Source organism: Affinundibacterium macrobrachii, assembly GCF_014652415.1.
Lineage (GTDB): Bacteria > Pseudomonadota > Gammaproteobacteria > Burkholderiales > Burkholderiaceae_D > Undibacterium > Undibacterium macrobrachii.
The window spans coordinates 234059-251152 of the sequence record NZ_BMYT01000001.1 but is presented as its reverse complement, the minus strand read 5'-3'; the positions used below and the strand labels follow the sequence as shown (position 1 = coordinate 251152).

Annotated in this window: 15 protein-coding genes and 1 pseudogene; 14 read left to right on the top strand and 2 right to left on the bottom strand. The window is 44.2% G+C overall.

Features of this window, described 5'->3' with window-relative positions; genetic code table 11:
• Nucleotides 1–27: 27 nt before the first annotated feature.
• Both IE103_RS01105 and IE103_RS01100 read left to right on the top strand, forming a co-directional pair.
• Complete coding sequence (locus IE103_RS01105; RefSeq protein ID WP_189344174.1) at nt 28–1284, top strand: pyridoxal phosphate-dependent aminotransferase; 1257 nt, start codon at nt 28–30, stop codon at nt 1282–1284.
• Between the two features lie 38 nt (nt 1285–1322).
• Nucleotides 1323–2633: a homoserine dehydrogenase gene (locus IE103_RS01100; RefSeq protein ID WP_189344173.1), complete on the top strand. Its 1311-nt coding sequence runs from the start codon at nt 1323–1325 to the stop codon at nt 2631–2633.
• Nucleotides 2634–2822: 189 nt separating this feature from the next.
• On the opposite strand, the gene IE103_RS01095 is transcribed toward IE103_RS01100, so the two are convergent.
• Together IE103_RS01095 and ygfZ are read right to left on the bottom strand one after the other, a co-directional pair.
• Nucleotides 2823–3125, bottom strand: coding sequence for a DUF4936 family protein (locus IE103_RS01095; RefSeq protein ID WP_189344172.1), 303 nt, complete (start codon nt 3123–3125; stop codon nt 2823–2825).
• Nucleotides 3126–3132: 7 nt separating this feature from the next.
• Complete coding sequence (gene ygfZ, locus IE103_RS01090) at nt 3133–4152, bottom strand: CAF17-like 4Fe-4S cluster assembly/insertion protein YgfZ (protein ID WP_189344171.1); 1020 nt, start codon at nt 4150–4152, stop codon at nt 3133–3135.
• 102 nt (nt 4153–4254) lie between these two features.
• Here ygfZ and mltG point away from each other — a divergent pair, with 102 nt between their 5' ends.
• From mltG to IE103_RS01030, 12 genes and pseudogenes are all read left to right on the top strand, one after another.
• Nucleotides 4255–5250 carry an endolytic transglycosylase MltG gene (gene mltG, locus IE103_RS01085; RefSeq protein WP_189344170.1) on the top strand — a complete coding sequence of 332 codons (996 nt, stop codon included), beginning with the start codon at nt 4255–4257 and terminating at the stop codon, nt 5248–5250.
• Between the two features lie 39 nt (nt 5251–5289).
• Nucleotides 5290–5955, top strand: coding sequence for a dTMP kinase (gene tmk, locus IE103_RS01080; RefSeq protein WP_189344169.1), 666 nt, complete (start codon nt 5290–5292; stop codon nt 5953–5955).
• A 19-nt stretch (nt 5956–5974) separates the two neighbouring features.
• On the top strand, nt 5975–7018 hold the full coding sequence (gene holB, locus IE103_RS01075; protein WP_189344168.1) for a DNA polymerase III subunit delta': 1044 nt from the start codon (nt 5975–5977) through the stop codon (nt 7016–7018).
• Between the two features lie 76 nt (nt 7019–7094).
• The gene (locus tag IE103_RS01070) at nt 7095–7484 is read left to right on the top strand and encodes a PilZ domain-containing protein (RefSeq protein ID WP_229826996.1); all 390 of its coding nucleotides are present in this window, start codon (nt 7095–7097) and stop codon (nt 7482–7484) included.
• Nucleotides 7485–7594: 110 nt separating this feature from the next.
• The gene (locus IE103_RS01065; protein ID WP_189344167.1) at nt 7595–8113 is read left to right on the top strand and encodes a GNAT family N-acetyltransferase; all 519 of its coding nucleotides are present in this window, start codon (nt 7595–7597) and stop codon (nt 8111–8113) included.
• Between the two features lie 230 nt (nt 8114–8343).
• Nucleotides 8344–9225 (top strand): annotated as a pseudogene (locus IE103_RS01060) (23S rRNA (adenine(2030)-N(6))-methyltransferase RlmJ); the annotation flags it as partial.
• Nucleotides 9226–9727: 502 nt separating this feature from the next.
• Nucleotides 9728–11023: a branched-chain amino acid ABC transporter substrate-binding protein gene (locus IE103_RS01055; protein WP_189344165.1), complete on the top strand. Its 1296-nt coding sequence runs from the start codon at nt 9728–9730 to the stop codon at nt 11021–11023.
• Between the two features lie 103 nt (nt 11024–11126).
• A complete protein-coding gene (locus IE103_RS01050) occupies nt 11127–12086 on the top strand; it encodes a branched-chain amino acid ABC transporter permease (RefSeq protein ID WP_189344164.1) in 960 nt (319 codons plus the stop codon).
• Complete coding sequence (locus IE103_RS01045; protein ID WP_189344163.1) at nt 12079–13332, top strand: branched-chain amino acid ABC transporter permease; 1254 nt, start codon at nt 12079–12081, stop codon at nt 13330–13332. The genes IE103_RS01050 and IE103_RS01045 overlap by 8 nt, the downstream gene beginning before the upstream one ends.
• Entirely contained in the window at nt 13320–14069 is a 750-nt protein-coding gene (locus IE103_RS01040; RefSeq protein WP_189344162.1) for an ABC transporter ATP-binding protein, read from the top strand. Before IE103_RS01045 ends, IE103_RS01040 begins: the two co-directional genes overlap by 13 nt.
• A 5-nt stretch (nt 14070–14074) precedes the next feature.
• Entirely contained in the window at nt 14075–14779 is a 705-nt protein-coding gene (locus IE103_RS01035) for an ABC transporter ATP-binding protein (RefSeq protein WP_189345045.1), read from the top strand.
• Nucleotides 14780–14985: 206 nt separating this feature from the next.
• Nucleotides 14986–17025, top strand: coding sequence for a 3-hydroxyacyl-CoA dehydrogenase NAD-binding domain-containing protein (locus IE103_RS01030; RefSeq protein ID WP_189344161.1), 2040 nt, complete (start codon nt 14986–14988; stop codon nt 17023–17025).
• Nucleotides 17026–17094: the final 69 nt, after the last annotated feature.

Below are 17094 nucleotides of genomic sequence, written 5' to 3'. Positions count from 1 at the left end.
TTTAATTCACTTTTTGAAAGCAGTCTCGTGCGCCCCATCCAAAAATCGCAAAAACTTGCAGACGTTTGTTATGACATTCGCGGCCCAGTCTTGGAAAAAGCCAAGCAGATGGAAGAAGAAGGTCAGAAAATCATTAAATTAAACATTGGTAATTTAGCCGTGTTTAATTTTGGTCCACCGGACGAAATCGTTCAGGACATGATTTTGAACATGCAGAGTGCGGCGGGCTATACCGATTCCAAAGGAATGTTCGCACCGCGTAAAGCGATTATGCATTACACCCAAGAAAAGAAGATTCGTGGCGTGACAATGGATGATATTTATATCGGCAATGGCGCGTCAGAACTGATTGTGATGGGCATGAATGCCTTGCTAAATCCAGGCGATGAAGTTTTGGTGCCTGCGCCTGACTATCCACTTTGGACGGCAGCAGTTAGTCTATCTGGCGGCAAACCTGTGCATTATGTGTGTGATGAAAGCGCAGATTGGATGCCTGAAATCGAGGATATTAAACGCAAAATCACGCCGAATACCAAAGCAATCGTTGTCATCAATCCCAATAACCCAACCGGTGCTTTATATCCAGTCGATGTACTGCAGAAAATTGTTGATATCGCCAGAGAAAAAGAATTAATCGTATTCGCTGACGAAATTTACGATAAAACTTTGTATGACGAAGCTGAGCATGTATCAATCGCTTCTTTGGCCGATGATGTTCTGTTCTTGACGCTCAATGGTCTGTCGAAGAACTACCGTTCTTGCGGCTATCGTGCTGGATGGATGGTGATTTCAGGTGAGAAGCGGCACGCCAAAGATTATATCGAAGGCTTAAATATGTTAGCCTCGATGCGTTTATGTTCGAATGCGCCGGGACAATTCGCGATACAAACCGCACTTGGTGGTTATCAAAGTATTAAAGATTTGGTTGGCCCCGGTGGTCGACTTTTAAAGCAGCGCGATCTCGCGCACAAATTGTTAACGGCAATACCCGGAGTCACATGCGTCAAGCCAAAAGCGGCACTGTATATGTTTCCAAAGCTAGATCCTGAGATTTATCCGATTAAAGATGATCAAGCATTTATCCAAGAATTATTAGTTGAGCAGCGAGTTTTATTGGTGCAAGGCACAGGATTTAATTGGATTGCACCGGATCACTTCCGTGTGGTTTTCCTTCCTAACACTGACGATTTAACCGATGCAATTAAGCGCATCGCTACTTTCCTTGAAGGCTATCGTCGTCGTCATGGCACAGGTGAATTTGCAGCGAAACAGGCAGTCGAATAATTTATAATCCATCTTTTTTTATTAATATTTAATTCAATATGAAACCCATCAAAGTAGGCCTATTAGGATTAGGCACAGTCGGCTCTGGTACCTTTAATGTTCTCAAGCGCAATCAAGAAGAGATTATGCGCCGTGCTGGTCGTGCGATTGAAATTACGATGGTGGCAGTGCGTAATGTAGAGCGTGCAAAAGACATTGTAAAAGGCGAGGTTGAAATCGTTACCGATGGCAACTTGGTCGTTAATCATCCGGACATTGATATCGTGATTGAGCTAATCGGTGGCAATGATATCGCCAAAGATTTGGTGTTGAAGGCGATTGCCAACGGTAAACATGTGGTCACAGCGAATAAAGCCTTAATTGCTAAACATGGCAACGAAGTGTTTAAAGCTGCGCAAGATAAAGGCGTGATGGTCGCATTTGAAGCAGCAGTGGCGGGTGGTATTCCGATTATCAAAGCCTTGCGTGAAGGATTAACCGCAAATCGTATTCAATGGATAGCAGGCATTATCAACGGCACGACGAATTTTATTTTGTCCGAAATGCGTGATAAAGGCTTGGATTTTGCGACAGTATTAAAGCAAGCGCAGGCACTCGGCTACGCAGAAGCAGATCCTACTTTTGATATCGAAGGCATAGATGCGGCGCATAAGTTGACGATTATGGCATCGATCGCATTTGGTATCCCAACTCAGTTTGATAAAGCCTATATTGAAGGCATTACCAAACTAGAAGCAACCGATATTGAATATGCAGAGCAGTTAGGCTATCGCATCAAATTATTAGGCATTACCAAACGCAGCGAGGCTGGTATTGAATTGCGTGTACATCCAACCTTGATCCCAGAGAAGCGTTTAATTGCCAATGTAGAGGGCGCAATGAATGCGGTGCTAGTGCAAGGCGATGCGGTGGGTGCGACTTTGTATTACGGCAAAGGTGCTGGCTCAGAACCGACAGCTTCTTCGGTAATCGCCGATGTTGTTGACATCACACGCTTGGCAACGGCTGATCCTGAACATCGAGTGCCATATTTGGCATTCCAGCCAAATGCCTTGAGCGACTTAACGGTACTGCCGATTTCGGAAGTATTCACCAGCTACTATTTGCGTATGCGTGTCGAAGATAAGCCAGGTGTGCTAGCGGATGTCACTAAGATTCTTGCGAGCTTCTCGATTTCGATTGATGCGATGTTGCAGAAAGAGCCGGGCGAAGGTGAATCTCGTACCGACATCATTATGTTGACGCATCAAACGCAAGAGAAAAACGTCGATGCTGCCATTGCGCAAATTGAAGCTCTCGCTTCCGTTACTGGCAGTGTCACCAAGTTGCGATTAGAAGAACTCAGCTAGATTATTGATCTTCCATCATTGGCTGTGCCAGTTTTGATAAGCATCATGTTAGGCGACATAAAAAGGAGAGGTGATTCACCTCTCTTTTTTGCTTTAGGCTCTTAGTTAATATTGAAATTTAATAGTGAAATTTAATAGTGAAATTTAATAGTGAAATTTAATAGTGAAATTTAATAGTGAAGTTGAGGCTTATTCTTCCGCATTCATAAAATACTCTATGCGTCGATCACCGATGATGTATTCGAGTATGCCCGATGCAATTGCGGCATCGCTTACAACTTGCTCGAATTGGGCTGGAATATCTTTATACACTTCCATCCAAGTATGCACGCCATCTGTAGGCTCTGGACGACGTTGAAGCAAAGGTGGTGTCATTGCAAAATCACTACTTGCCCACAAATTTTCTACCACATAATGCTGTAAGCGCTGGGCACTTACTTGCACCTGACGGGCATTTTGCACATGGGCCTTGTAGTAAATATAGCAATCCATATTTCACCTATTCAGTTACGTCGAGATACGCATACGGCAGTGGCAGGAAGTTTAAAACAGGTCCATCTTGCTGCCCCAAGTGTACTTTATCTTGTTCTTGATCGGCTAATTTTATCTCGACCAAACAGACGAATTCTTTGTGAAAGCCGCGTTCTGCATTCACAATCATGCCGCAAGCTTGACTTGTATCGTTGTCAGAAAAAATCTCCATTGCCACTTCAACCGCATCTGCATTCACAGTCGCGATCGCCATACGACGCTTGAGTTTGCCAAGATACTGACTACGCGCGACAATTTCTTGCCCTGGGTAGCATCCTTTTTTGAAATTAACACCACCGATTAACTCAAAATTAATCATTTGCGGTACGAATTTCTCTTTGCTTTGTTCAAGCACTTGCGGTATCCCCGCCAAAATATTTCCCAAACGCCAAATGCTGCTATTAACTGCTTTGAGCTGGTCTGGGATGGATGACGTGATTTCGATAAATCGCTCATGCGAAACGATCCATTGATAACGTGCTGATTCAAACGCATCATGGACGCGAATCAGCGTTCCTTGTTCCTGACTGATTTTTTCATGTAAGTTTGACGGTAGTTTGCCAAATAGCGTTGTTAAAAAACTCGTTGCAGCTTCTCCACCTAGACCAATCACGGCAAACTGTTCACTCACATCATTGAGCTTTACCTTGGAGCGCATCACGTACATTTGTAATCGCTTTTGCAGCGCAGGCTGCAAGCTTGCTGAGCATTGCAGCAAAATATTGTCGCTGTCCTTCCAATAGAAAAGGCTCGCCAACATACGTCCTTTGGGCGTGCAGTAGGCCGCATAACGCGCTTCGCTCTGTGACAAATGTTCGACGTCATTACTGAATTGACTGTGCAAAAAACTGGGCGCATCTTCGCCATTAGCAAGAATTAAACTTTGATCGTGCAATTGGCAAATATAACCTTTGTTCATTTGCGTTTGATCGATTGTAGATGCATTGAATTGATTGGCGGATTCAAAAAATTGCAGTGTTGTGCTCATGTTGTACTCATTTTTTCCAGTTTTTATGTCAATGCGTAATGCTTCCATTTACAATGACAGCGATTTTTATGATTATCGCAGCAAATCGAGATTAGTGTTCACATGGCTTCTTTGAAAAAATTCTTGGTATTTTGTATTTTAATACTACTGGCGTTGTCTGCCGCCGGTGTTTGGTGGTTCACAAATTGGATGGATGCGCCAATCCGTCATGACAAGCAAATTGAATTTACGATTAAATCTGGAAGCAATATACGTAGCGCATCACGCCAATTGGTTGATGCAGGGGTGCCAATTCATCCTTACTTATTTGAGATACTCGCGCGCGTGACAGGCAAAGCCGCCAGTTTGAAGGCAGGCTCGTTTGAATTGCAATTACAAGAAACACCGCAGCAACTTTTACAAAAAATGGTTGAAGGTAAATTTAGCCTAACCAGTTTGAGTATCATCGAAGGCTGGAGTTTTAAACAAATGCGCAGCGCGATTGATGCGCATCCCGCGATTCGGCACGATACAACCGGACTTTCTGATCGTGATTTGCTTATAAAAATTGGCAGTAAATATACGCATCCGGAAGGTCTATTTTTTCCAGACACTTATTTGTTTGCCAAAAATAGTAGCGACGTCCAAGTTTATCAACAAGCACATCAAGCCATGCTGACGCGGTTAGACGAGGCATGGCGTAAACGCGCACAAAATTTACCGTACAAAGATGCTTATCAAGCCTTGGTGATGGCTTCAATCATTGAAAAAGAAACTGGGCAGGCCTCAGAGCGCGGTATGATCGCCAGTGTTTTTGTGAATCGTCTGCGCTCAGGTATGTTGCTGCAAACAGATCCCACTGTGATTTATGGCATGGGCGACCGATTTCAAGGCAATATTCGCAAGCGAGATTTAACCACAGACACGCCTTACAACACCTACACCCGAGCTGGTTTGCCGCCAACGCCAATTGCCTTACCAGGGCTTGACGCGATTAGAGCTGCTTTAAATCCTGAACCAAGCAATGCATATTATTTTGTCGCACGCGGCAATGGCACAAGTCAGTTTTCAGAGAATTTAAATGAGCACAATCGCGCAGTGAACAAATATCAACGTTAGTTCCATGCCGCTGCATGCCAAGTCTAAATGAGAAATAGTATGACGAACAATAAATCAAAAACAGGATGTTTCATTAGCTTTGAAGGCATTGATGGAGCTGGTAAATCTACCCACATCGGTTTTGTACAACAAATTCTTGAGAATCGTGGTGTGAGGGTGGTCGCCACACGTGAACCTGGTGGAACCCCGCTTGGTGAAGCTTTGCGCGCGCTGCTATTAAAAGAAACAATGCATTTAGAAACCGAAGCTTTATTGATGTTTGCGTCGCGTCGTGAACACATTGCTCAAGTAATTCAACCCGCTTTAGATGCTTGTACTTGGGTGATTTCGGATCGTTTTACCGATGCGAGTTTTGCCTATCAAGGTGGTGGGCGTCATTTGTCTATTGATAAATTGAATGCACTAGAGCAGTGGGTTCATCCGCATTTGCAACCTGATCTTACTTTACTGTTTGATGTTCCACTTGAGGTTGCACGTGCTCGACTAGATGCAACACGCACCTTAGATAAATTTGAGCAGGAAAAAAGTGATTTCTTTAAAAATACACGCAATGAATATTTGCGTCGCGCTGCGGAATTTCCCGCGCGCATAAAAGTGATTGATTCAACGCGTAGTATTGAAGCGATACAACAAGAGTTAAAGCAGATTGTTGATGCCTTGGTTGCAAATTCAAATGCAAATACTATCGGTGATTTTCGTAATTAGAAAAATAAGAAAAATAAAAATGAATAGTCCTTTATTCGACTGGCAACTAGATACTTGGAAGCAGATTATGGCGATGCGCGGCAAAATGCCGCATGCATTTTTACTGTACGGTTCTGAGGGAATCGGTAAAGCAAATTTTGCCGAGCATTTAGCTAAGTCTCTGCTATGTGAATCACCCAGTGATGATGGCCATGCCTGTGGCACATGTTTGTCCTGTAATTGGTTCGATCAATATAGCCATCCTGATTATCGTCGCGTACGTCCGGGCTTACTCGATGAAGAGGATGCCGCGGAGTCAGAAGCGGGCGAGGGCACCGAAGAAACAGAAAAGAAATCTGCAAAATCTAGCAAGGCTCCATCTAAAGAAATCGTCATTGACCAAGTTCGCGCTTTGGCTAACTTCATGAATATCTCTACCCATCGACAAGGTACGAGGGTCGTTGTGATGTATCCGGCGGAAGCGCTAAACGTACCAGCGGCAAATGCCTTGCTGAAGTCTTTAGAAGAGCCTAACACGAATACGGTATTTATTTTGGTGTCGCATAAAATTGATCGTTTGTTGCCAACTATTTTGTCGCGTTGTCACAAATTGCCGTTAGCGATGCCAAGTAAATCACAAGCTTTAGCTTGGTTGGAAACACAATCTGTTCGGGACGCAGAAGTTTGGCTTGCTCAGCAAGGTGGGGCGCCTTTATTGGCATTGGCGATGTCGCAATCGGACGATGTTAAAGATCTTGAAGATCTGCTGCGCAGTTTGGCAAAACCTGATGTGGAAGTGTGCTTAAAGGCCGCAGATAAAATGCAAAAAATGGATATGCCGCGTACCGTTTCGTGGCTACAACGCTGGTTATATGATATTTTTTCATACAAACAAGCTGGAAAGATTCGCTATTATCCGAAGTACCAAACCGATATTGCCAAGCTCTCAGATCGAGTGAGCGTGGATAAATTGCAGCATTTGATAAAAAATGTGCAGGAAAGACAAGCAATTGCGAGTCACCCTCTGTCAGGGAAGCTATTTTTAGAGGATATGCTGTTAGAATATTCTTCTGCTTTTAACTAAATCTAACGAAGATTTTGGATGTGCGCTGAATTGAGCTCTCGATGGCAAACAGTCACGCACATCAATAGGAAAAATTATGGCTGAGCTACCACAAGACCCCAGTGTTCCCTTAAACATGCCATCTCCATCGCGGCCGTCGGTACTCTCTTTGGCGATCAAAGAAAAGTCCGCTTTGTTTTCTGCGTATATGCCATTCTTAAAAAATGGTGGGATTTTTGTGCCTACGAATAAATCGTATAAATTGGGCGAAGAGATTTATGTGATTCTGACTTTGTTAGATGATCCGAGCAAATACCCGATTGCTGGCAAAGTGGCGTGGGTTACACCGGCTGGTGCTGGCAACAATAAATCGCAAGGAATCGGTGTGCACTTCCCACAAGATGAAAGCGGGATTCGTGTTAAAACTCGCGTCGAAGAAGTGCTTGGTGCAACCATACGATCTTCACGAGCGACACATACACTGTAATTAACTACTGTCTTTTAGTTTCTGCTTCCGTATATTTAATCCAAATAGCGCTGACTTGTCCTTGAGTTCAGCGCTTTTATTTTGATCGCACTCTTTTGATAGTATTTTCCATGTCCACGCAAAATCAAGTTTCTTTCACACATAGAATCGCACACCTCCATGATTTACCGGCAATTGTGGCGATCTACAATTCGACCGTTGCATCACGCATGGTGACCGCAGATACTGAAGAAATCGCTGTAGAGTCACGCCTAAATTGGTTTCATGAGCACACCCCAGAAAAGCGTCCTTTGTGGGTGGTAGAGGGTAAAGATGGGCAAATTATCGGCTGGCTATCATTTTCCAATTTTTATGGACGCCCAGCGTATTCTGGTACCGCCGAGTTATCGATTTACTTGCATGAATCAACTCGTCGACAAGGATTAGGGCGTTATTTACTTGAGCAAGCAATTCAGTTCGCCCCTCAAATTCAAGTACATACTTTGCTCGGATTTATCTTTGGACATAATGTGCCCAGCATGAATTTGTTTGCTTCGTTTAATTTTGAAATTTGGGCAAATATGCCGCGAGTTGCGAATTTGGATGGAATAGAGCGCGATTTGATTATCTTTGGAAAGCGCGTAGCGTAAGTCTTGGCATGCGTAAGTAGCTAGTTAACTATCTGCAATTTGTGCCGGTATCAGCAAGTCAAAACCATTCTATTCCAGCTAAATACTTGTGAACGACTTACGTTACTGTACTAAAAACATCGTAAAATCAAGCGCTTATGTCATAAACAGAGTAAAATCTCGGCTTATCTTCATCTATATGATTGCCTTGATCAGGTCAGGGCAGCATCAATCTTTCAGGAATTCCCACTATGCTGAGCTATCGCCATGGTTTTCACGCTGGCAATCATGCTGACGTTCTTAAACACTTTGTTTTAATTGAACTGCTCAATTATCTCGGCCAAAAAGACACCGCTTACACCTATGTGGATACCCATTCTGGTGCGGGTTTATATTCTTTAGATACCGGCTATGCGACCAAGAATGCAGAGTACGAAACTGGAATCGCTCCCCTGTGGGATAGAGATGATGCACCAGCTGCCTTGCAAGCGTATCTTGATCTGGTGAAAACACTGAATCCAAGTGGCAAGATGCGCTATTACCCTGGCTCACCTTATTGCGCAAACGAAGTGATGCGCGCACAAGATCGTTTGCGTCTATTTGAATTGCATCCTAGCGAAATCAAGATTCTCAGTGAAAATTTTCGCAAACTAGAAGCGCACAAAGCCGAACAAGGTGAGCGCCAAACTGTACGTGGAAAGCGCATTATGATTAATGCCGGTGATGGTTTTGAAGGCTTAAAAGCGATATTGCCACCACCATCACGCCGTGGTTTGGTATTGATTGATCCACCATATGAAGTAAAAGACGATTATCGACGCGTCAAAGTCTGCCTTGAAGATGCGCTGGTGCGTTTTCCGACTGGCACCTATGCGGTTTGGTATCCAGTTTTATCACGCATCGAATCGAAGCAATTGCCAGAGCGCTTAAAACGTATTCCTGCAAATGGTTGGTTGAATGTCACCTTAAGTATCAGCGGACCAACACCCGATGGATTCGGATTACATAGTAGTGGGATGTTTATTATCAATCCTCCATGGACTTTAGAAGCGACACTGCGCGAGGTCATGCCTTACTTGGTACGTGTATTAGGTAAAGATGTCAGTGCCAAGTTTGAAATCGAATCGGGTGAAACCGAGCAGGTGCGCGTCAAGCCACCGGTGCGCGCTTCGGCAGAGCGACCTGTCAGAAATACTGTAGGCGCTGGCAAATCCATGAATGCCACAATGACGAGCACAGGACGCCCGCAAGTGGGTAGTTTGAGAACCAACAATAGCAATAATTTGAGTGGATCGAAACGCGCTGATTCTAGAACAAACACGACCAGAGCAGCTAGCTCTACAAATCGTGATCTTGGGCAAGGAAAGCGTACAGCGCGCCCAGCAAATTTATCTAAATCACGTTCTCGTTGAACGAATTGAACTAAGCTATTTCGCGTCCGCTTTGGAACGACGCTACTTGATATTGCATGTGCTGCGGCGCATGCATTCATCGACTGATGCTGAAGCATCACCTGCAAGACAAATGACAATTAATCTCGACTCGCAAGCTAGCTGTGGTTTTTGATGCGTCGACATCGAAGCATGTCTAGATCAACCAATCGCAGGCTTAGTCGATTATTGATATGGAAAACTCATGCAAGTATCCGTTTTAAAAACTATTTTTCGACCCGCTTACGGTTTGATAGTGGTCGGATTGTGCCTATCAAGCCTGTTGACCACCAGCGTCGCTCATGCCGACACCATAAAAATTGCCGTGATCGATCCTATGTCTGGTCCGTTTGGGCCGGTGGGCTTAAATACCTTTAATTCATTTAAGTTTATTGCTGCGCGCGCGAATGCGGAAAAGTGGGCTGGTTCACATCAAATCGTATTCGATGGATTTGATAATAAAGCTGGCGTACAAGAAAGTTTGAGTTTGCTAAAGACGGTAGCGGATAAGGGTTACCGATTCATTACGCAGGGCACAGGCTCAGCGGTTGGTTTGGCTTTAATTGATGCGATTAATAAGCACAATCAGCGTCATCCGGGGCAAGAAATCATCTATCTTAATCATGGCTCAATCGATCCAGATATGACGAATGCTAAATGCAGTTTTTGGCATTTTCGCTTTGATGCTAACTCCGATATGAAGATGGAAGCATTAACTAGTTTCATAGCGAAAGATAAGCAGATAAAAAAAGTCTACCTGCTGGGTCAAAACTATTCTCACGGACATCAAGTAGCGCGCGCAGCAAAATCCTATCTCGCGCGCAAGCGTCCAGATATACAAATTGTCGGTGATGATTTACATCCTATCGCCACTGTCAAAGATTTTTCACCTTACATCAGCAAAATTAAAGCATCGGGGGCAGATTCGGTCATTACCGGCAACTGGGGGACTGATTTAGCCTTATTGATTAAATCCGCCAAAGAACAGAATTTAAACGTGAATTTTTATACCTACTATGCCAGTTCGACTGGCGTGCCAACCGCCATCGGTGATGCTGGTGTCGACAAAGTTAAATTGGTTGGATACTGGCATCCAAATAATCCATCCAAGCTTGGTGCAAGTTTGACGCAAGGATATAAAGCGCAATACAAGGACGATTTCTCATCGACATCAACTTACGCCATGATCGCCAGTTTGGCGAAAGCAATTCAAATCGTTGATGCACAATTCAAAGATAAATCAAAACCAATGATTGATCCTGTAAAGATCGCTTATGCCTTGGAAGATTTACAAATTGATTTTTTTGGAATGCCTGCAAGCATGCGTAAAGCAGACCATCAATTGCAACTGCCTTTGTATGTATCGAATTGGGAAAAAATCGATGGTAAATCACAACGATTCGATCAAGAAAACACAGGGCTAGGATGGAAAACGCTGCAAGTCTTTGAACCCTATGTCGCGAGTCAAGCCACTTCCTGTCAAATGAAACGACCAAATTAATTGCTACATTATGGACACGACTAAGCAGTACATGACCTGCAATTTATCGATTAGATTGATTACGTTGAAAAAATAAAATTAGGTGCAAATAGAGGATCCCGTTTTGGAATTTTTTTTGATCAACTTACTCAACGGTCTTAGTTACGGATTTTTACTATTCATGTTGACGGCCGGGCTTAGCTTGATTTTTAGCTTGCTTGGCGTTCTCAATTTTGCCCATGCTAGTTTCTATATGCTGGGAGCATATTTAGGTTATACCTTCACTGGGCTTTGGGGATTTTGGTGGGGCTTATTTTTTGCCCCTCTTATCACAGGCTTACTTGGCGCCTTGCTTGAACGATTTGCCTTGCGACGATTGCATGCGCGAGGCCAGCTTGCTGAACTACTATTCACCTTCGGCTTAGCTTATATGATGCTTGAGATGGTGCAACTGATTTGGGGTAAATTGGCGTTGCCGTATCAAATTCCACAAGCATTACAGGGCAGCTTGTTTTTGATTTATTCCAGCCCATTTTCGAATTATCGTGGATTTATCGCCTTACTTGCTTTACTTGTGCTGGGCTTACTGTATTTGTTGATACGTCGTACTAATATCGGTCTAGTGATACAAGCGGCATGGACCGCACCGACCATGGTCGAAGCATTAGGTCACAATGTGCCTAGAATTTTTATGTGGGTGTTTGGATTTGGATGTGGCCTGGCTGGATTGGCTGGTGCGGTTGGCGGCAATTTATTAGTCACAGAACCGAGCATGGCTGCGCATGTTGGTAGTATCATTTTTGTGGTGATTGTGTTGGGCGGTATTGGCTCACTGCAGGGCGCTTTTTGGGCATCGATGTTGATTGCCATTTCTCAAACCTTTGCCGTTACATCTGAGCTGAGCTTACAAGATTTGTTGGCGCTGTTTATGTCAATTCAGTACGAAGCGAGCAATCAAAGTGTGCTCTCTATTCCAATTTCGCACATGGCGCCTATGTTGCCATTTGTCATCTTATTGTTGATGTTAGTTGTGCGTCCGCGAGGATTGTTTGGTCAACAATCGGGCTTGAATTCTCATGCTTGAATTTTCATCTAAGCCGATCAATTTTGGATTTCTGCCAGCGACATTTTATTGGGCGCTGCTGATTACTGTGAGCTTGTTGTTTATTCCCTTTATTTTTTCTTCTAGTGCAGCACTGAATTTTATTACGCAAGTTTGCATCGCTGCGGTACTCGGCTTGTCTTTCAATATCTTGCTTGGACAAACTGGATTGCTATCGTTTGGACACGCGATGTATGCAGGTTTAGGCGCATTTGCCAGTGTGCATGTGATGAATAAAATTGGCTTGGGTGAGTGCGCATTTCCAGTAATTCTAATTCCTTTAGTTGGCGGGCTAGCTGGCTTATTGGTCGGCGTGATCTGCGGCTGGATATCGAGCAAAAGAGCCGGCATCGTGTTTTCCATGATTAGTTTGGGAATCGGTGAGTTGGTGTTCGCGATGGCACCGATGTTTCCACAATATTTTGGTGGTGAAGCGGGGATCAGTACCAATCGCGTCATCGGCGATACTTTCTTGGGTCTGAGTTTCGGGCCGCAAATTGAAGTGACTTACTTGATTATCGTGTGGACTTTATTGTCGATGGGCGCGATGTTTTTTCTCACTTTAAGCCCGCTAGGCAAGCTTGCAAGTGCAGTGCGTGACAATCCCGAACGTGTCGCATTCTTGGGCGTTAATCCGCGTTTAATTCGATTCTTTATGATTTGCATTGCTAGTTTTTTTGCAGGCATATCAGGCGCACTATCCGCTTTACATTTTGAAATTGCCACTACAGATAGTCTAAGCATGTATCGATCTGGATCGATCTTATTATTCACCTATATTGGTGGAATTAGTTTGTTTCTGGGGCCTGTGCTTGGTGCTATTTTGGCTGTCTGCATGACGGTATTTTTGTCAGAATTGACACCCGCTTGGCAACTGTATTTAGGGATATTGTTTATCTTGGTGGTGAGCTTTGCGCCAAAAGGAATTAGTGGCTACATTTCTGCCTATTTAGCTCAGATAAAAGCGCTCTATCAAAGAAATAATTTAATTAACGTGATCAGGGTATCTTGCTTACATTTATTTGCAAACGCAATGATTGGCGGTAGCCTTGTCATCTTGATTGAACTTACTTATCAGCTTCGTTTTGCTGATCAAAATTGGATGCTCTTAGATTGGTTTAAGCATAATCCGTTCGATGTAAATCACTGGATTATTCCCATCTGCATGTTCGCACTAGGCGTGTTGGTAAAACTCGTGGCTAAGAGAGTGTTGCGATGCATGCGCTAACGTTACAAGAGGTCAAATTGCAGCTTGGTCAAACAGCTATTTTGCGCGGTGTTGATCTCCAATTGAAGGCTGGTGAGCGTCTCGCTTTGATTGGTCCAAATGGAGCGGGGAAATCGAGTTTATTTAATGTGATTTCAGGACGACAAACCTGTACTAGTGGTCGAATTATGCTGCGTGACAAAAACATTACGCGTTTGCCTGCACATCAAATTGTTAGACAGGGGCTTAATCGAAGCTTTCAGACCAGTCATTTATTTGCCGATTTGAGTGTATTTGACCACTTATGTTGTGCGCTGATTCAACGATTTAGCTCGCCATTGATGTTTTGGCGTCGTCTAAAAAATGAGAAACAAGTCATCCGCAATGCCGAGCAGCTTCTCGATTTGCTGGCTTTGCGTGAGCGTAAAGATACGATCGTGCGAGAATTATCGTATGCTGAGCAACGCTTATTAGAAATCGGCATCTGCATTGCAGGCGGTGCTGATTGCATTCTTTTAGATGAACCCACAGCTGGCATGAGTCGTACCGATGCCACACGCATAGTGCAACTGATTCGTGAGCTTACGATCAACAAAAGTCTCTTGATTATTGAACATGATATGCAAGTCGTTTTTGACTTAGCAGACCGAATTGCGGTGATGGTGCAAGGGCAAGTCATCGCCTGCGATACACCGCAAGCGATTCGCGCAAATCGCCAAGTACAAACTGCTTATCTTGGTACTTGGAAGACTACATGAAGAACTTGCTGACGATTCAAAATCTATCTGCCTACTATGCGCAAAGTCAGGTTCTGCATGGACTCAACTTAGATATCAAGTCGTCGGAAGTCGTCGCCCTATTGGGTCGAAACGGTGCGGGTCGTAGTACCTGCTTAAAAGCGATTATGGGAATGGTGCGCACTGAGGGACAAATTCAATATCGTGATCAGTCTTTAATCGGGTTACCCAGCTTTAAGATCGCGCAATCAGGCATTGCGTATGTGCCAGAGGATCGCGCGATTTTCGCAGGGCTTACGGTTGAACAAAACTTAATGTTAGGAATAAAACCACCAGCGCGTGCGGAATCAACTTGGCTGTGGCGATTAGATGATGCCTACGCTTTGTTTCCCATCTTATTCGAACGCCGCGCTGTAGCTGCCGAAGTATTATCCGGTGGCGAGCAGCAAATGCTTACACTGGCACGGAGTCTACTAGGAAATCCAGATTTACTATTGGTTGATGAACCAACCGAAGGTTTAGCACCGCAAGTGATCTCGCAATTATTGGATTTTTTTGTCAGCGTAAAGCAACGTGGGGTAGCGATTCTGTTGGTGGAACAAAAACTTGAGTTAGCAAAGCAAATAGCAGATCGCTTCTTGATTTTAGGGAATGGAAGCATTGTCTTTGACGGTGATTGGGACGAGTTTATCGAGAATCAATCCTTACGCCAAGAATGGCTGGAAATCTAAACCCTAATCTAAACACCAAGTTAAACCCCAATCTCAATTTCATCGACTGCACTCAACGCTAGTGGTTTACAATTTGTGGCACATTAGTACTTGCACTCGCGCCTATACTCCTGACGGTATTTGTGTCGGTAGTTGTGTCGGTATTCTTAGCGATGCAAGTCACATCGGAAGTCTGATTCCTAAAAAAGACAATACAAGAGACCAATATGACTGCAAGCTTAGCCATTCAAGATCACATCGCAATCATTACCATCAATAACCCGCCAGTCAATGGACTTGGGCACGCGACACGTACTGCCATTTCGGAACATTTGCGTGCAGCAGAAAATAATTCGGATGCAATCGCCATTGTATTGACTGGAACAGGCAAAGTATTTTCAGGCGGGGCTGACATAAAAGAGTTTGGCACGGATAAAACCTATGCAGAACCATCACTGCCCAGTTTGCTAGTGCAAATGGATGCATGCAATAAGCCGATTATTGCCGCTTTGAATGGTGTTTGCATGGGCGGCGGTTTGGAGCTCGCTTTGGCTTGCCATTATCGTGTTGCGACCAGCGCGATCCAAATTGCTTTGCCTGAAGTTAAGTTAGGTCTACTTCCTGGCGCAGGTGGCACACAACGCTTGCCTCGACTAGTCGATATGGAAACCTGTCTAGATATGATTTGCAGTGGTCGCAGCTATTATTCGGATCAGTTAGTTGAGACCAAGTTATTCGACGCATTTGTGTCAATCGGCGCACAATTACTACAGACTACAATCGACTTTGCAAACAAAGTCGCCACGGTGCGACCAATCCCGCGTGTACGTGATCTGATAGCGAATCAAACGATTACACCAGAGACATTTGCGACTGCCCGTGAAAATCTTCAAAAAAAGTCCAAACATTTACCTGCACCGTTTGCATGCGTTGACGCTTTGGAAGCGAGTGTAAAACTGGATTTTGATTTAGGCATTCAAACCGAACGCCAATTATTTCAACAACTATTGCAAAGCCCCGAATCGAGAGCTCTACGCCATATTTTTATGGCTGAACGCGCGGCAGGAAAGATAGCCGATATCGATGCTTCTACACCTTTGCGCGCGGTCAATTCTGTTGCAATTCTTGGGGCAGGGACGATGGGCACAGGGATTGCGATGAACTTCGCAAATGCAGGGTTTCCAGTGCGTTTGCTTGATTTGCAAGAGGATAGCTTAACTCGTGGATTAGCTAGAGTCAGAGAGCAATATCAAGCAGCAGTAAAGAAGGGAAAGCTAACGCAGAATGAATGTGAGGAGCGATGCAATTTAATTGTTGGCGTGCAAAGTTACTCTGATATTGCGCAAGTTGATTTAGTGATAGAAGCAGTGTTCGAAGACTTGGCAGTTAAGAAGAGTGTTTTCGAACAACTTGATCAGACGATGAAGGCTGGTGCCATTTTGGCGAGTAATACCTCGACTTTGGATTTGAATGAAATTGCCATGGTGACCAAGCGCCCACAGGATGTGATTGGTCTACATTTTTTTAGCCCCGCAAATATCATGGAACTGCTTGAAGTCGTGAGAACCAAACATACTGCGACCGATGTTTTAGCTACCTGCTTTAGCTTAGCGAAGAAGATTAAAAAGACAGCGATCATCGCTGGTGTTTGCGATGGTTTTATTGGGAATCGGATGTTGGAACAATATACCAAACAGGCGGCGTTTTTATTGGAAGAGGGATGCACACCACAACAAGTTGATCATGCGATTGAAGCATTTGGCTTTGCGATGGGACCATTTCGCATGAATGACTTGGCCGGCAATGATATTAGTTGGGCGATACGTAAGCGAAGAATTGCCGCCAATTCTAATGCAATCTATTCCAAGTTAGGTGATCGCTTGTGTGAAATGGGACGCTTCGGCCAAAAAACACAGGCAGGCTGGTATGACTATCAAGCCAACGATAGAACAGCTTATTCCTCCGATATCGTAAATCAAATGATACGTTCACACGCGCGAGAACTAGGCGTGCCACAAAGGCAGATTAGCGATGAAGAAATTGTGCAAAGACTGGTACTTGCGCTTGCCAATGAAGGAAGAAAAATTTTGCGTGACGGTATCGCAGCACGCGCATCGGATATTGATTTAGTCTATCTAAAAGGCTATGGCTTTCCAGCACATCGTGGTGGCCCAATGTACTTTGCTGAGTCCTTGGGTTGGGAAAAAGTGGATCAACTTTTGCAACAATTTCAACAAGGACATCAAGGTCAGACTTGGATTTTGTGATTCACCTCCTACTGTATTCCAGCGCACAAGTCGAAAATCGCAGAAGCGCTGGAGTGCGATGATATAATG

Excerpts from the sequence above, each read along its gene's own strand:
- IE103_RS01065 (WP_189344167.1), top strand. The coding sequence starts at position 7,595 with ATGTCCACGCAAAATCAAGTTTCTTTCACACATAGAATCGCACACCTC.
- IE103_RS01070 (WP_229826996.1), top strand. The coding sequence starts at position 7,095 with ATGGCTGAGCTACCACAAGACCCCAGTGTTCCCTTAAACATGCCATCT.
- IE103_RS01030 (WP_189344161.1), top strand. The coding sequence starts at position 14,986 with ATGACTGCAAGCTTAGCCATTCAAGATCACATCGCAATCATTACCATC.
- holB (WP_189344168.1), top strand. The coding sequence starts at position 5,975 with ATGAATAGTCCTTTATTCGACTGGCAACTAGATACTTGGAAGCAGATT.
- IE103_RS01055 (WP_189344165.1), top strand. The coding sequence starts at position 9,728 with ATGCAAGTATCCGTTTTAAAAACTATTTTTCGACCCGCTTACGGTTTG.
- mltG (WP_189344170.1), top strand. The coding sequence starts at position 4,255 with ATGGCTTCTTTGAAAAAATTCTTGGTATTTTGTATTTTAATACTACTG.
- IE103_RS01045 (WP_189344163.1), top strand. The coding sequence starts at position 12,079 with ATGCTTGAATTTTCATCTAAGCCGATCAATTTTGGATTTCTGCCAGCG.
- IE103_RS01095 (WP_189344172.1), bottom strand. The coding sequence starts at position 3,125 with ATGGATTGCTATATTTACTACAAGGCCCATGTGCAAAATGCCCGTCAG.
- IE103_RS01100 (WP_189344173.1), top strand. The coding sequence starts at position 1,323 with ATGAAACCCATCAAAGTAGGCCTATTAGGATTAGGCACAGTCGGCTCT.
- ygfZ (WP_189344171.1), bottom strand. The coding sequence starts at position 4,152 with ATGAGCACAACACTGCAATTTTTTGAATCCGCCAATCAATTCAATGCA.
- IE103_RS01040 (WP_189344162.1), top strand. The coding sequence starts at position 13,320 with ATGCATGCGCTAACGTTACAAGAGGTCAAATTGCAGCTTGGTCAAACA.
- tmk (WP_189344169.1), top strand. The coding sequence starts at position 5,290 with ATGACGAACAATAAATCAAAAACAGGATGTTTCATTAGCTTTGAAGGC.